This window comes from Achromobacter sp. CSND-B12, assembly GCF_052906545.1.
This window is the reverse complement of sequence record NZ_JBREGJ010000001.1, coordinates 679,659-694,413: the sequence shown is the minus strand read 5'-3', so window position 1 is coordinate 694,413 and position 14,755 is coordinate 679,659. Positions and strand designations below refer to the sequence as shown.

The window sequence follows — 14,755 nt, the reverse complement described above, 5'->3', positions numbered from 1 at the left end:
CCCCAGGGCGGGGGCATAACATTTACACCTTGCCGGTGGGGTCCAGGCGATCGCGCAGCCAGTCGCCCAGCAGGTTCAGGCCCAGCACGGTCAGCATGATCGCCAGGCCGGGGAACACGCTCACCCACCACGCCGTCTGCATGTAGGTGCGGCCATCGGCCAGCATACCGCCCCAGCTCGGGATCATGGGATCCACGCCCAGGCCCAGGAAGGTCAGGCTGCTTTCCAGCAGGATGTTGTTGGCGACGTTCAGCGTCATCAGGATCACCAGCGGGCCCAGCAGGTTGGGCACGATGTGATGGCGGATCATGGCCAGGTCGCGCACGCCGAAGGCGCGCGCCGCCAGCACGAACTCGCGCTCGCGCAGCGCCAGCACCTGGGCCCGCACCAGGCGCGCGTACTGCACCCACTGCGAGATGATCATGAAGAAGATCACGTTGAACAGGCCGCCGCCGAGGATGGCGATGAAGGTGATGGCCACCAGGATGAACGGCAGCGCCAGTTGCACGTCGGCGAAGCGCATCACGATCATGTCCCAGAAGCCGCGGTAGTAGCCGGCGATCAGGCCCATGATGATGCCGAGCAGGGCGCCGCCCAGCACCGACGCGAAGCCCACCAGCAGCGAGATCTTGCCGCCGACGATGACGCGCGCCAGCACGTCGCGGCCCAGCGGGTCGGTGCCGAACAGGTGGGCGGCGCTGGTGAAGGGCGCCATCAGGCGGGCGGTCAGGTCCATGGACTCGCCGCCATCGGGAAACAGCCAGCCCGAGGCCAGCACCAGGACGACCATGATGCCGGTCAGCACGGCGCCCAGCACGAACTCCAGCGAGCGGTAGCGGCTGCGCGGCTTGATTGCCTTGGGGGCGGCGGGGGAAGTAGTGGTCTGCATGGGGCTCACCGCGTGCGGATACGGGGATCGACGATGCCGTAGGCGATGTCGACGATCAGGTTGACCAGGACGATGACGGCGGCCAGCACGGTGACCGTGCCTTGCAGCACCGGGTAGTCGCGGCCGGAGATGGCGTCGAACGCCAGCGTGCCCAGGCCGGGCCAGTTGAACACCATCTCGATGACGACGATGCCGCCGATCAGGCCGCCGAACTGCAGACCCAGGTAGGTGATGAGGGGAATGGCGCAGTTGCGCAGCGCGTGCTTGTACAGCACGATGCGTTCCTTCAGGCCCTTGCTGCGCGCCACCATGATGTACTGGGCCGACAGCGTCTCCAGCATGGTGGTGCGCACCAGCCGGATGTTGGTGGCCGACAGGATGATGGCCATGGTCAGCGACGGCAGCACCAGGCTGGCCGGACCGCTCCAGCCCGAGGGCGGCAGCAGTGGGAAGGTGATCGACAGCAGCAGCACCAGCATCAGCGCCAGCCAGAAGTTGGGGAACGACAGCCCCACCAGCGACAGGATGCGGATCGCCTGGTCGGTGGGCTTGCCGCGCTTGATGGCGGCCTGGATGCCCAGCGGCAGCGAAATCAGGATCGACGCGATCAGCGAGGTGAACGCCAGCATCAGCGTGGCCGGCAGCGCGTCGCCGATCAGCTTGGCGACCGAGGTGCCGCCCATGAAGCTGCGGCCGAAGTCGCCGTGCAGCAGCCCCTGCATGTAGCTCAGGTATTGCTCGTGGAACGGCCGGTTCAGGCCCAGCGCCTGGCGGATGTTGGCCAGGTCCTGCTCGGTGACGCTGCCCGAGCCCTGGCTGAGCATCAGCGCGGGGTCGCCGGTCAGGCGCACGGCATAGGAGACGAGCAGCGTCACGGCCACGATCACGAAGACCGCCTGCAACACGCGTTTAATCAGAAATCCGGTCATGAGGCTCCGCCAGGGCTTTCGCCCCGGCGAATCAGTAGGGTTAATGCGTCAAATGCTTCAAGTGCCACACAGACATCACGACGCCCAATCAGGCATCGCCCTTAAGCGGGATGCCGCGGATCCGGCTCCGCCGGTCCGCAGGCATGCCCCTGGGGGAAGGCGCGCAGCGCCTCGGGGGGGCTCTACTCCACGGTCGTATCGACGAACCGGAAGCGGATGTCGCCCGGCACTTCCAGGTTCTTCACGCGCTTGTTCACGCCGACGATGGTGTTCAGGCTGTACAGCGGCAGTTCCAGCGCCTGGTCGGCCACGTAGCCGGCGATCTCCTGCAGCATGGCTTCGCGCTTCTTCACGTCATAGACGGTGCGCTGCGCTTCCAGCATGGCGTTCAGCTTGGGATCGTTGTCGTACGGATTCCACTTCTGGCCCGAGTGGTACATCAGGTAGGCCGTGTTGTCGTAGTCGTAGGTCCAACCGCCCCATTGGTTCTGCCACATCTCGCCGGTCTTGCCGCCGGGGATGATGTCGTTGAGCAGCACGCCGGTTTCGTACGGCTTGATGGTGGCGCGCACGCCCACCGCCTGCAGATAGCCCGACACCGCCTGGGCCACTTCGCGGAAGTTCGAATCGCTGCCGCGCACGTCGATCTGCACCGTCGCGCCCGGCTTGATGCCGGCGCCGGCCAGCAGCTTCTTGGCTTCGGCGGGGTTGAAGGGCAGGGGTTTCTGCTCGGGGTTGTAGCCGAACGACTGCGGACCCTGGAAGCTGGCGATGGTCTTGGCCTGGCCCAGCAGGAGTTGCTTGACGATGGTGTCGCGGTCCACCGCCATGATCAGCGCGCGGCGCACGTCGCGGTTCTGGGTGATGCCGTTCTTGGTGTTGTAGCGCAGCGCGAAGGCCACCGGGCCGCCGGTCGAGATGACGTCGGCGTTGCCCGACTTCTTGACCGTTTCGATCAGGCCCAGCGGGATCAGCGTGGCGATGTCCACGCGCCCGGCCTGCAGTTCGGCGACCTGGGTGCCGGGCTCGCTGATGAAGCGGTACACCACCTTGTCCAGCTTGGGCTTGCCGCCCCAGTAGTCGTCATTGCGCGCCAGGGTCACGTTGACCTTGGGCTGGTAGCTCTCGAACTTGAACGGGCCGGTGCCGACCGGATGGGTGTTGAAGTTCCCTTCCCCCTTTTCCTGGATGTACTTGGGCGGCACGATCATGGCGCCGTAGCCGGCCAGCTTGGTCAGCAGCACCGGATCGGGTTGCTTGAGGATGAAGTCGACGGTGTACTCGTCCACCACCTTGACCTCGCCGATCGAGTCGTAGTTCGACTTCTGCGGGCCTTTGGCCCCTTCCGCGCCCAGCAGGCGCTCGAACGTGAACTTGACGGCCTCGGCGTTGAACGGCTCGCCATTGTGGAACTTGACGCCCTGGCGCAGCGTGAAGCGCAGGCGCTTGTTGTCGTCCAGGTATTCCCACTTGGTGGCCAGGCCGGGTTGCAGCTTCAGGTCGGCGCCGCGCATGGTCAGGCCGTCGTACAGGTTGCTGCCGACCGAACCCCAGAACGTCACGAAGGTGTCGATCGGATCCCAGCTGCCCGGATCCTGGTTGATGGCGACGTTGAGCGTGCCGGCGGCCTGGGCGGTCGACAGGACCGCGGGCAGCGCGCCGCCCAGCGCCAGGGCCAGGGCGGTGGCGGTGAAGGTTTTGCGTAGGGAGAGCATGTTCAACTCCAGGGACGGGAAATCGGCCGGGCCGACGTGTAGAAAACGGAAGGTTCAGGCGGCGCGGGCCACGCGGTGGCCGGGCGCGAATTCAACCAGGGGAATGATCGCCGGCTCGTCGCCCACGCGCCGCACCGGGCTGGGGATTTCGCCCTCGATCAGCGAGGTGTCGATGTGGCGGCCGGGCTCGGCCACCGGCACGGCGGCCAGCAGCTTGCGGGTGTAGGCATGCTGCGGCGATTCGAAGATCTGGCGGCGCGTGCCCAGTTCCACGATCTGGCCCAGGTACAGCACCGCCACGCGGTGGCTGACCTTCTCCACCACCGCCATGTCGTGGGTGATGAACAGGTACGACAGGCCGCGGTCCTTCTGCAGGTCCATCAGCAGGTTCAGGATCTGCGCCTGGATCGACACGTCCAGCGCCGACACCGATTCGTCGGCGATGATCAGCTTGGGGTCGCTGGCCAGGGCGCGGGCGATGCAGACGCGCTGGCGCTGGCCGCCGGAGAATTCATGCGGATAGCGGCGCGCGTGCTCGGGTTTCAGGCCCACCTGTTCCAGCAGCTCGCCGACGCGGCGCGCGATGGCGGCCTCGTCGGTCAGCAGGCGATGGGTGCGGATCGGCTCGGCGATGCTGAAGGCCACGGTCTTGCGCGGGTCCAGCGAGGCATACGGATCCTGGAAGATGTACTGGATCTCCTGGCGCAGGCGCTGGCGGCCGGCGGCGTCCATCGAGAAGATGTCCTGGCCGTTGTAGCGCACCGCGCCCGAGGTCGGCGCCACCAGCTGCTGCAGGGTCTTGCCGATGGTCGACTTGCCGCTGCCCGATTCGCCCACCAGCGCCAGCGTCTCGCCGGGGTAGACGTCGAAGCTGACTTCCTCGACCGCGTGCACGCGGTGGGTGACACGGCCGAACAGGTTGTGGCCGACGTCAAAGCGCGTGGTCAGCTTCTCGACGCGCAGCACCGGCTCGTCGTAGCGGGCCGTGTCCTGCTCGCGGGTCTCGCCCACTTCGCGCAGCGTGTCGCCTTCCAGCACCGTCTGCGGCGTGCGCAGCGGCAGGTCGCGGCCGGTCAGGCTGCCCAGGCGCGGCACGGCGGCCAGCAGGGCGCGGGTATAGGGATGCTTGGGCGCGCGGAAGATCTCTTCCACCGAGCCCTGCTCGACCTTCCTGCCGCGCAGCATCACCACCACGTCGTCGGCCATCTCGGCCACCACGCCCATATCGTGGGTGATGAAGATCACGGCGGTGCCCAGGTCGCGCTGCAGTTCGCGGATGGTGTTCAGGATCTGCGCCTGGATGGTCACGTCCAGCGCGGTGGTGGGTTCGTCGGCGATCAGCAGGCGCGGCTGGCACGACAGCGCCATCGCGATCATCACGCGCTGGCGCATGCCGCCCGACAACTGGTGCGGATAGCGGTCCAGCAATTGCTCGGCGTCCGGCAGGCGCACCTTCTCCAGCAGCGCGCGCGCCGCCTTGCGGGCGGCCGAGCGCGACAGCTGCTGGTGCAGCATGATGGCCTCGATGATCTGGTCGCCGATGGTGAACACCGGGTTCAGCGAGGTCATCGGCTCCTGGAAGATCATGGCGATGTCGTTGCCGCGGATCGCGCGCATCCGCTCGTCGGACGCGGCCGTCAGGTCGACCTCGCGGTCGTCGCCGTCGCGGAACAGGATCTGGCCGGTGGCGATGCGGCCGTTGTTGTAGTCCGTCAGCCGCATGATGGCCATGGACGTCACCGACTTGCCCGAGCCGGACTCGCCGACGATGGCCAGCGTCTTGCCCGGCCGCACGTCGAAGTCCAGGTTCTCGACGGCGCGGAACACGCCGTTTTCGGTATTGAAGTCCACCGAGACGCCGCGCACGGAGAGCAGCGGCTGGGCGGAGGAGGCGGGAATGCTAGACAACGTGGATTCTCACAGCGAGGTGGCGGCGCGCGCGGCCTGGTCGTACAGGCCCGACAAGGCGCGCAGGGTATTGGCCAGCTGGTGGCTGGCATCGTCCGCGGCGGGGGAGTCGATGAAGGGTTTCACCAGGCATTGCTCGCGCACTTCGGCGTAGCGCTGGATCGCGGCGGCGCCGGCATCGGTGGTGGTGTAGATCACTTCCTTGCCGGTCTTGGCGCTTTGCACCACGCCCAGCCGCTCCAGCTTCTTGAGCGAATAGTTCACCAGGTGGGTGTCTTCGACATTGAGCGTGAAGCAGATGTCCGCCAGTTTCTTGCCGCGGCCGCGATGGAACACGTGGTTCAGCACCAGGATGTCCAGCGAGGTCAGCTCGGGCAGCCCGGCACAGGCCATGCAGCGGACCATCCAGCGGTTGAAGGCGTGCGAGGCGATGATCAGGCCGAACTCCACCTCGGACAGCTCCGGGGCGGACGAGGCAAGATGGGAGGAGGAAACAATGGCGTCCCGGACGGAAACGGACATGGGCGGCGGTGGGGACGGATCGACGACAAAACGTTGGCGAATTATTGACGATTTGTGGATATGGAGGCATCCGGGATAACCCGTGGATATAAGCCGCCCCGGGACATCATGACTGCCGGTTATTCAAGCCGCCGCGCCGCCCGCGGCCAACCGTGGGCGCTACGCGTTGCCCACGGACTCCTGCAGCAGCCCCAGGTCGGGCGGCCGGTTCTCGATGATGGCTTCCATGCTGAAGAACCCCGTCACCGTGGACAGCTCGAAATCGGTGATCAGCTTCTGGTAGAAGCGGTCGTACCCCGCGATGCCGCGGCAGACCACCTGGATCAGGTAGTCCCAGTCGCCGCCGATGCGGTAGAACCCGGTCACTTCGGGCAGGCGTTCCACGTGCTTGCGGAAACCGTCGGCCCATTCCTTGGCATGGTGGCTGGTGCGGATCATCACGAACACCGTCAGGTCCAGCCCGAGTTCCGCCAGGTTCACCTCGGCGCGGGTGCCGCGGATGATGCCGCAGGCGTTCAGCCGCTGCAGCCGCCGCCAGCACGCGTTCTGCGACAACCCCACCCGATCGGCCAGCTCGCGCTGCGACAGCGAACCCTCGCGTTGCAGGCAGGAAATGATATTCAGATCAAACTTGTCTATTTTTTCCATATATTCGTTCAAAAGATCGAATTTTGACGATTTTAAGGAAAATTTAGGTGAGGTTTCAAATTTCCTTCCATCGTATGATATTTCGCTAACTCTCCTGCCAGCCGTTTCATCGAATCTGCACCATGTCTACCCAAGCGACCCCGGCCGCCACAGGGCCGTTGCGCCAGTTCCAGCAATCCCTGCAATCCCCCGACATCATCGCCAGCCTGGCCGACGGCCTGATCGGCAAGGACGCCGTCATCGAAGGCCCGTTCGGCCTCAAGCCGCTGGTCTACGCCGATTACGTGGCTTCCGGCCGCGCGCTCATGCCGGTCGAGCGCTTCGTGCTCGAGCACGTGCTGCCGTACTACGCCAATTCGCACACCGAGGCCTCGTTCTGCGGCGGTTTCATCACGCGCCTGCGGCGCGAGGCGCGCGCCGTGGTCGGCCGCTGCTGCGGCGCGGGCGACGAGCATGCCGTGATCTTCTCCGGCTCGGGCGCCACCATGGGCATCAATCGCCTGGTGCACCTGCTGGGCGTGCCGGCCGCGCTGGCGACGGGCCGCAAGGTGCGCGTCGTCATGGGCCCCTACGAGCATCACTCGAACATCCTGCCGTGGCGTGAATGCGGCGCCGATATCGTGGTGTTGGCCGAAAGTGCGCAGGGCGGGCCGGACCTGGACGAACTCGATGCCGCGCTGCAAGCGCCGGCGGGCACGCTGGTCATCTGCGCGCTGTCGGCCGCCTCCAATGTCACCGGCATCGTCGCCGACGTCGAAGCGATCACGCGCCGCGTCAAGCGCGCCGGCGCCCGGATGATCTGGGACTACGCCGGCGGCGCGCCGTACCTGGACATCCGCATGACGCCCGCGCCCGACGCGCCCATCGACGCCATCGTGTTCTCGCCGCACAAGTTCATCGGCGGGCCCGGCGCCTCGGGCATCCTGATCGTGCGGCGCGACGCGGTCGTGCCGACCACGCCCACTTTCCCGGGCGGCGGCACCGTCAAGTTCGTCTCGCCCATGAACCACGACTACAGCGCCAGCCTGGAAGCGCGCGAAGAGGCCGGCACCCCCAACGTGGTCGGCGACATCCGCGCCGCGCTGGTGCTGCTGGTCAAGGAGGCGCTGGGCGCCGACCTGATGGCGCGGCGCAACGCCGCCTTCGTGCAGCGCGCGCTGGCCCGCTGGCAGGACCATCCCCGCCTGGAACTGCTGGGTTCATTGAGCGCGCCGCGCCTGCCGATCTTCTCGTTCCGCGTGCGCAACGGCCAGGGCGGCTACGTCCACCAGCAACTGGTCACGCGCATGCTGAGCGACCGCTTCGGCATCCAGGCCCGCGGCGGCTGCGCCTGCGCCGGTCCCTACGTGCATCATCTGCTGGAGATCGACGAGGCCGAATCGGCGCGCATGCGCCAGGCCATCCTCGACGGCCGCGAGATCGAAAAGCCGGGTTTCATCCGCCTGAACTTCAGCGTGCTGCTGTCGGACGCCAAGGCCGATTTCATCCTCGATTCGGTGCTGGCCCTGGCCGCGGACGCCACCGAGTTCGAAGACCGCTACGACTTCGACCCCGCCCGCGCCATCTTCTTCCCGCGGCCCGCGGCGGCCGCCACGGCCGCCTGACGCGCCTGGCCGTTGCACGGCGCGCGGCGGCCTGCCCGCGCGTTGCGGCGGCCGCGCTATTGCTTCATGTAGGGGCCGCAGGTGTCGATCCACGCGCTCTTGCGCGCGGCCAGGTTGTCCGAGCGGTCCTGCATCGCGCGCGCGGTCTGCTCGGGAAACTTCCCGCCGTTGCGCGCGCATTGTTCGTAGTCGTCGACCAGCGCGAACTCCATGTCCAGCAGGTCCAGCCGCCCCTGGCACAGCAACCCGTTCAGTTCCTGCCAGTTGGCCGTCTCGCGCCCCTTCTGCACGCCCACGGCTTCCTGGTAGCGGGCCACGCCCGCGTCGAACCGCGCCACGCATTCCTCGGCCGCGTGGGCCGGCAGGGTACAGGCGAACAGGAAAAGGGCGGACAGGGGGCGAAGCGGGAACATGGACTGGGACTTCCGTTGCGGGCCGGCCGCGAATGCGATGGACGCATCATAACTGCCGTGCAATATCGGACCAGTCCAATAGGCAGGTCCGCGCGCGCAAAGCATATTGCTTTCCCTCGGAGCAGGAGGGAATGTGATGCGCAAGTTGCGCAAGTTGAAATATATCGCCAATCGGGCGCTGTTCAGGCTGTCGCCTGTGCTGGCCGAACGCGTGGGAATCGATTTCAGGCTGGATACGCCCAGCCGGGTATTTCTCGAGACGCGCGTGTTCGCCTATCTGAACCGGCTGGCCGCCTTCCAGCGCGAACCGCAACAGTTGCTGTTCCTCGGCCTGGATAAACACAACTGGCACTATCCCAGGCTGCTGCGCGCGACCTTCCATTCGTTGGATATCTCGCCGCGCAATGCGGTCTACGGCCGGCCGGGGCTGCACCGGATCGGCGATGCGCTCGACATGGCGGAACACTATGGCGCGGACGCCTTCGATGTGGTGGTCGCCAACGGCCTGCTCGGCTTCGGCATTGACGGCGAGACCGGCCTGCACCGCCTGCTGGCGCAATGCCACGCGGTGCTCAGGCCTGGCGGCGTGCTGGTGCTGGGCTACAACGATCTTCCGGAGCGCACGCCGTTTCCGGTCGAGGTGGGCCCGGAATTCGAAGAGTTCGTGCCCGCCATCGATGGGGTCATCGCTTCGCGCCACATGGTCGACGATCCCTATCGGCACGTTTACTGCTTTTGCCGCAAGAGTGGCTGAGGCTCGGACCGGGGCCGGGTGTCGAAGGGGCGTGTGACGGCTTCACTGTGAAAAAACCCAGTTTACCGTCGCCCGAAACTGTCCTACCGTGCATGACGAATCAGTCGCTGGCGACGCGCCCCGGCACGTTGGGCACCTTGGCCGGCCTCTGATGGCAAGTTCTGTTTTATCAACACGTTGCGTTGGAGATGAAAGAGAATGGCAAACACCCTCATCCAGGTCGACCTGGCCCAGTCCCCCTACGAAAACAAGCAGATCCACAACCGCTGGCATCCGGATATCCCGATGGCTGTCTGGGTCAAGCCCGGCGACGATTTCATCCTGGAAACCTACGACTGGACCGGCGGCGCCATCAAGAACGACGACAGCGCCGATGACGTGCGCGACGTCGATCTTTCCACCGTGCACTTCCTGTCCGGCCCCGTCGGCGTCGAAGGCGCCGAGCCCGGCGACCTGCTGGTGGTGGACCTGCTGGACATCGGCGCCAAGCCCGACAGCCTGTGGGGCTTCAACGGCTTCTTCAGCCGCAACAATGGCGGCGGCTTCCTCACCGACCATTTCCCCCATGCGCAGAAATCCATCTGGGATTTCCATGGCATGTTCACCTCGTCGCGCCACATCCCGGGCGTCAGCTTCGCCGGGCTGATCCATCCCGGCCTGATCGGCTGCCTGCCCGACAAGAAGCTGCTGGACACCTGGAACCAGCGCGAGCAGGCGCTGATCGACACCAACCCGAACCGCGTGCCGCCACTGGCCAATCCGCCGGCGCCCAAGACGGCGCACATGGGCGCGCTGCAAGGGGCCGACCGCGACCGCGCGGCCGCCGAAGGAGCGCGCACCGTGCCGCCGCGCGAGCACGGCGGCAACTGCGACATCAAGGACCTGTCGCGCGGCGCGCGCGTGTTCTTTCCGGTCTACGTCAAGGGCGGCGGCCTGTCGGTGGGCGACCTGCACTTCTCGCAGGGCGATGGCGAGATCACCTTCTGCGGCGCCATCGAAATGGCCGGCTGGGTGCACATGCGCGTCACGCTGATCAAGGGCGGCATGGACAAGTACGCCATCCGCAACCCGATCTTCAAGCCCAGCCCGATCACGCCGGCCTACAAGGACTTCCTGATCTTCGAAGGCATCTCGGTGGACGAGGGCGGCAAGCAGCACTACCTGGACGTGAACGTGGCCTATCGCCAGGCCTGCCTTAACGCCATCGAATACCTGAAGAAGTTCGGCTATTCGGGGGCGCAGGCGTACTCGATACTGGGCACGGCGCCGGTGCAGGGGCACATCAGCGGGGTGGTGGACATTCCCAACTCCTGCGCCACGCTGTGGCTGCCGACCGAGATCTTCGATTTCGACATCCAGCCGTCGGCCTCCGGTCCGGTCAAGCACATCAAGGGCGGCATCGACATGCCCTTGTCGCGCGACCGCTAGGCCTTGCGCGCAGGAGACCGACATGCCCATGTATGACTACGCCTGCGCCGATTGCGGCGAATTCACGGCGCTGCGGCCGCTGGCGCAGTGGCGCGACCCGGCCGACTGTCCGCGATGCGGCGCCGCCTCGAACCGCATCGTCGGCGGCGCGCCCGCGATCTCGGCGCTGTCGTCGGCCGTCAATCGCGCCCATGCCGCCAACGAACGCAGCGCCAACGAACCGCGCAGCTCGCGGTCGGGCCACGGCATGAACTGCGGTTGCTGTTCGGGCGCCCGCCGGTCCGGCAAGACCCGCGCCACGCCCGACGGCGCCAAGTCCTTCGCCGGTTCGCGGCCCTGGATGATCAGCCACTGACGGCGGTGGCGATCCCTGTCGCTGGCGGCCCGCGCGGCGGGCCGCCAGCGACGGTTCACAGCAGGCGGCGGCGCGGCAGGCAAGGCGCGTGATGCCACCGCGTGGCAGGCTCGCGGCGAGCAATCGAGCGGGGTGGCGGCTACGCTGCCTTTTATTGCGGCGCCGCTTCCAATGGCGCCACGGCGGCGCCCTGGATCTTGTGGCGCGCCAGCGCCTCGGCCACGAAGCCGCTTTTCTTCATCGCTTCGACAAAGGCGGCCAGGTACGCGCTGGCCTTGGCGCCGCGGCTCTTGGGCACGCCCATGGCCTGGCGGATCAGCATGAAGTGGCCGTCCAGCAGGCGCAGGCCGCCCAGGCGGTGCGCGTCGGCCTCCAACTGTTGCCTGACGCCAGCCGCCACTTCCATGTTTTCCTTCACGAAGGTGTCGACCACGGCGGGCGAGGTGGGCGCGCGAAAGAGTTCGGCGTGCTTGATCTCGCGCGTCAGGTACAGGTCATAGGCGCTGCCCTTGCCGACCACCACGCGCTGGCCGGCTCGGTCCACTTCTTCCATGCGGGTGATGGGGGAATCGTCGCGCACCAGGTAGGCGCCTTCGATTACCACGTACGGCGCGGTGAAGGCGATCTGTTCGCCCCGCAGCGGATCGATCGCGAAGAAGCCCACGTCAGCCTGTTCGGCGGCGACCGCGTTGACCGACTCGCCGGCGGACTTGAACACCACCAGCTCCAGTTTCACGTCGAGCCGGCGCGCCAGTTCGGTGGCCAGGTCGACCGACACGCCGCCGGGCGCGCCGCTGTCGGGATGGGTGTTGGCAAGGATGGGATTGCCCAGGTTGATGGAGGCGCGCAGCGCGCCGGTCGGGGCAAACGCGTCGAGCAGTTCGTGATCGGTCTTCATGGATCTTCCTTCCGTGGGGGCATCTTCCGGCGCGGGCGGCGCGGCCTGTGCAGCCCAGAGAATAGCCGCAAGCGCGGCATCTGCGCGGCATCACGGCGGCGAATGGGGCGCGGATCGCACGGGCATCATGGCGCGGCGCCCGCCGCCTGCGCGGGCAGGTGCTGCGGCGCTATTGCGCGCGCCGCAGCACGTAGTGCGGCGCCAGTGGGCCGGTGGGCCGGGTGCCGTCGCGGTACAGCATGATCACCTGGTTCTCGGCGATGAAATAGCGCTGGCTGTCGCCCGAGGCGTCCAGGCGGATGGTGCTGCCGTCCGATTCCCAGCTGAAGGTGCCGGCGACCGTTTCAGGCTGCGGCTCGCGGTCCAGGTACTGGGTGGCGCGCTCGTAGCGGCCGTCCTGCATCAAGGTCAGGCGGGTGCGGATGCCGGGGCAATCGGCGCAAGGCAGGGTGCCTTCGTAGCTGCCCGGCCAGTCGAGTGAATCGCGCGCCGTGTGATTGTCCACGGGCACGGAACGCGCGCTGATCGGTTTGGAGGGGGCGCAGCCGGCAAGCAGGGCGACTGTCAGGGTGCAGGTCAAGGTGGTTCTCATCATGGCGAGCTCCTGTGTTGCGGTGCGCCCACGATACGGACGCATGCCCATCCTTGCTGAAACGGGATGTAAAGGCAAGCGCGGCGCGCCCGTCGTGGATGCGTGGGATCCCGCCGGCTCCGTCGCCCGGAGCGCGTCAGCGCGGGGCCGCGGCCAGCAGGCCCGGATGGGGCGCGCGGGCGATGAGGATGGTGCCCGTCACCGACTCGGTGCAGAACAGCGTGCGGCCGTCCTCGCCGCCAAAGGCCAGGTTGGTGGTCGACATGCCGTTGGGGCTGCGCCAGACGATCACCGGTTCGGCGCGATGGTTCAGCAGCCAGACGTAGCCCAGGCCGGGATTGCAGACCAGCAGATTGCCTTCGCGGTCCACCGCCAGGCCGTCCGGGCCGCTGGGACCGTACGAGGTGAAGAACTGGCTCACCTTGCTGACGCTGCCGTCCGCCATCAGCGGCACGCGCCAGACGCAGTTGCCGCGCGTCACGGCCAGGTACAGCACCTTGCCGTCCGGCGACAGCGCCACGCCGTTGGGACTGGGCACATTGTCCAGCAGGCAATCCAGCCGGCCGTCGGCGCGCAGGCGGTACAGCCGGCCGCTGGGGTCGTGCAGGCCGCTCTGGCCCTGGTCCGTGAAGTAGATATTGCCGTGCGCATCGAAGATCAGGTCGTTCACGCCCTTGAAGCGCTCGCTGTTGCGGCGGGCCAGGTAGGGCGTGACCTGGCCGCTGGCCACGTCCAGGACCATCAGGCCGTTCTTGTAGTCCGTGATCAGCAGTCGGCCGTCGTCCAGGAACTTCATGCCGTTGGGCTCGCCGTCGTATTCTGTCACCAACGACCATTGGCCGTCGGGCCCGATGCGGAACACCCGCCCCCACGGAATGTCGGTGACGTAGAGGTTGCCGTGGCGATCGAACACCGGGCCCTCCAGGAACGAATCGACCGGCGCCCCGCCGCGGTTGGCGTCGGCCCAGTCGCTGCGCTGGTGGCGGCGGAAGTGGTCGGGCATGGCGCTCCATGCGTCCAATTGCGCCACCTGGGGCGGTTGCGGGAAAAACATGGCGTCTCCTCGGTGTCTATTTGGCGTCGTAGCCGATGCTGCGGGCCACGTTGCCCCACATCACGTTGCTGTCGGCCAGGATGCGGCCGAATTCCGCCGCGTCGGCGGCGCGCGGCTCGGCACCCATCTTGGTGGCGAAGGTCTGCATTTCCTCCGACGCCATGGCCTTGGCGACCTCGCGTTGCAGGCGTTCTGTGACTTCCGGCGGCGTGCCCTTGGGCGCCCACAGGCCGGTCCAGTTGACCACGCCGAAATCCTTCACGCCAGCCTGCGCGAATGTCGGCACGTCGGGAAGCACCGCCAGCCGCTTGGCGCCGCTCACGGCCAGCAGGCGCAACTGTCCGCCCTGCGCCGGCCCCATCAGGCCGGTGGTCGAGGCGAACTGGAAGTCGATCACCTTGCCCAGCACCGCCTGCGTGGCTTCGGCGGCGCCCTTGAACGGAACGTGCATGAATTTCACGCCGGTCGCCCGCGCCAGCCCTTCGGCGGCAAAGTGCGGCGTGGTGCCGGCGCCGCCCGAGCCGTACGTCACCGAGTCGGGCTTGGCGCGCGCCCGTGCCAGCAGATCGTCGAGCGTGCGATACGGGCTGTCGGCCGCTACCGCCAGCGCCATGGGCGCGAAGATGAAGGCCGTGACCGGCTGCAGGTCCGCCGCCGGATCGAAGGGCAGTTTCTTGAAGATGTGCGGCAGCAGCGAATAGGTGGTGTCGTTGGCCACCAGCGTGTAGCCATCGGCCGGCGCGCGGGCCACCTGGCTGACGCCGATGGTGCCGGTCGCGCCAGGCTTGTTCTCTACCACGAAACTCTGGCCGGTCTGCGTCGACAACATCTGCGCGACCTTGCGCGTGGCCACGTCGACCGCGCCGCCCGGGCCGTAGGGCACCACGATCCGCACGGGGCGGCTGGGCCAGGCGTCCGCGGCATGGGCAACGCCGCCCGCCAGGAGTGTCGCGGCGGCCGCGACGAGCAGCGCGGCGCGCCGGGGGGAGAAGCGGGTTCGATTACGGTGATTCATTTGTCGTCCTCTGTTTTTATGTGGGAATGTC

15 protein-coding genes are annotated in these 14,755 nt (G+C 67.2%); 4 read left to right on the top strand and 11 right to left on the bottom strand.

The annotated features are described in order from the left end of the window. Positions 1–22 precede the first annotated feature (22 nt). The 6 genes from ACUTAG_RS03135 to ACUTAG_RS03110 form a co-directional block, all read right to left on the bottom strand. Positions 23–889 carry an ABC transporter permease gene (locus ACUTAG_RS03135; RefSeq protein WP_054507207.1) on the bottom strand — a complete coding sequence of 289 codons (867 nt, stop codon included), beginning with the start codon at positions 887–889 and terminating at the stop codon, positions 23–25. 5 nt (positions 890–894) lie between these two features. Continuing rightward, a complete protein-coding gene (locus ACUTAG_RS03130) occupies positions 895–1,818 on the bottom strand; it encodes an ABC transporter permease (protein WP_006385014.1) in 924 nt (307 codons plus the stop codon). A 182-nt stretch (positions 1,819–2,000) separates the two neighbouring features. Beyond that, the gene (locus ACUTAG_RS03125; protein WP_446649981.1) at positions 2,001–3,533 is read right to left on the bottom strand and encodes an ABC transporter substrate-binding protein; all 1,533 of its coding nucleotides are present in this window, start codon (positions 3,531–3,533) and stop codon (positions 2,001–2,003) included. A gap of 54 nt (positions 3,534–3,587) precedes the next feature. Then, the gene (locus tag ACUTAG_RS03120; RefSeq protein ID WP_446649980.1) at positions 3,588–5,441 is read right to left on the bottom strand and encodes an ABC transporter ATP-binding protein; all 1,854 of its coding nucleotides are present in this window, start codon (positions 5,439–5,441) and stop codon (positions 3,588–3,590) included. A 9-nt stretch (positions 5,442–5,450) separates the two neighbouring features. After that, positions 5,451–5,963: a winged helix DNA-binding protein gene (locus ACUTAG_RS03115; protein WP_006385017.1), complete on the bottom strand. Its 513-nt coding sequence runs from the start codon at positions 5,961–5,963 to the stop codon at positions 5,451–5,453. A 159-nt stretch (positions 5,964–6,122) separates the two neighbouring features. Beyond that, positions 6,123–6,611, bottom strand: a complete 489-nt coding sequence (locus tag ACUTAG_RS03110; protein WP_006385018.1) for an Lrp/AsnC family transcriptional regulator — start codon at positions 6,609–6,611, stop codon at positions 6,123–6,125. A gap of 122 nt (positions 6,612–6,733) precedes the next feature. Between ACUTAG_RS03110 and ACUTAG_RS03105 the strand changes: the two genes are divergently transcribed. Then, positions 6,734–8,215 (top strand): aminotransferase class V-fold PLP-dependent enzyme, encoded by a 1,482-nt coding sequence (locus ACUTAG_RS03105; RefSeq protein ID WP_148318246.1) that lies wholly within the window; start codon positions 6,734–6,736, stop codon positions 8,213–8,215. Positions 8,216–8,271: 56 nt separating this feature from the next. Here ACUTAG_RS03105 and ACUTAG_RS03100 read toward each other — a convergent pair whose 3' ends face one another. Continuing rightward, the gene (locus ACUTAG_RS03100; protein ID WP_006385020.1) at positions 8,272–8,628 is read right to left on the bottom strand and encodes a hypothetical protein; all 357 of its coding nucleotides are present in this window, start codon (positions 8,626–8,628) and stop codon (positions 8,272–8,274) included. Positions 8,629–8,764: 136 nt separating this feature from the next. On the opposite strand from ACUTAG_RS03100, the gene ACUTAG_RS03095 reads away from it, so the two are divergent. The 3 genes from ACUTAG_RS03095 to ACUTAG_RS03085 all read left to right on the top strand — a co-directional run bounded on the left by ACUTAG_RS03095 (position 8,765) and on the right by ACUTAG_RS03085 (position 11,165). Further along, positions 8,765–9,382, top strand: a complete 618-nt coding sequence (locus tag ACUTAG_RS03095) for a class I SAM-dependent methyltransferase (RefSeq protein ID WP_148318244.1) — start codon at positions 8,765–8,767, stop codon at positions 9,380–9,382. Positions 9,383–9,580: 198 nt separating this feature from the next. After that, positions 9,581–10,810, top strand: a complete 1,230-nt coding sequence (fmdA, locus tag ACUTAG_RS03090) for a formamidase (RefSeq protein ID WP_054485259.1) — start codon at positions 9,581–9,583, stop codon at positions 10,808–10,810. Positions 10,811–10,832: 22 nt separating this feature from the next. Beyond that, positions 10,833–11,165 carry a zinc ribbon domain-containing protein gene (locus tag ACUTAG_RS03085; protein ID WP_020928519.1) on the top strand — a complete coding sequence of 111 codons (333 nt, stop codon included), beginning with the start codon at positions 10,833–10,835 and terminating at the stop codon, positions 11,163–11,165. A gap of 151 nt (positions 11,166–11,316) precedes the next feature. Here the strand turns inward: ACUTAG_RS03085 and ACUTAG_RS03080 are convergent, their stop codons facing one another. The 4 genes from ACUTAG_RS03080 to ACUTAG_RS03065 all read right to left on the bottom strand — a co-directional run bounded on the left by ACUTAG_RS03080 (position 11,317) and on the right by ACUTAG_RS03065 (position 14,724). Further along, positions 11,317–12,063 (bottom strand): ABC transporter substrate-binding protein, encoded by a 747-nt coding sequence (locus ACUTAG_RS03080; protein WP_148318242.1) that lies wholly within the window; start codon positions 12,061–12,063, stop codon positions 11,317–11,319. Between the two features lie 169 nt (positions 12,064–12,232). Next, positions 12,233–12,658: a copper resistance protein NlpE gene (locus ACUTAG_RS03075; RefSeq protein ID WP_006385025.1), complete on the bottom strand. Its 426-nt coding sequence runs from the start codon at positions 12,656–12,658 to the stop codon at positions 12,233–12,235. A gap of 133 nt (positions 12,659–12,791) precedes the next feature. Further along, on the bottom strand, positions 12,792–13,709 hold the full coding sequence (locus tag ACUTAG_RS03070) for an SMP-30/gluconolactonase/LRE family protein (protein WP_148318240.1): 918 nt from the start codon (positions 13,707–13,709) through the stop codon (positions 12,792–12,794). A 16-nt stretch (positions 13,710–13,725) separates the two neighbouring features. After that, on the bottom strand, positions 13,726–14,724 hold the full coding sequence (locus ACUTAG_RS03065; protein WP_148318238.1) for a Bug family tripartite tricarboxylate transporter substrate binding protein: 999 nt from the start codon (positions 14,722–14,724) through the stop codon (positions 13,726–13,728). Between the last annotated feature and the right edge of the window lie 31 nt (positions 14,725–14,755).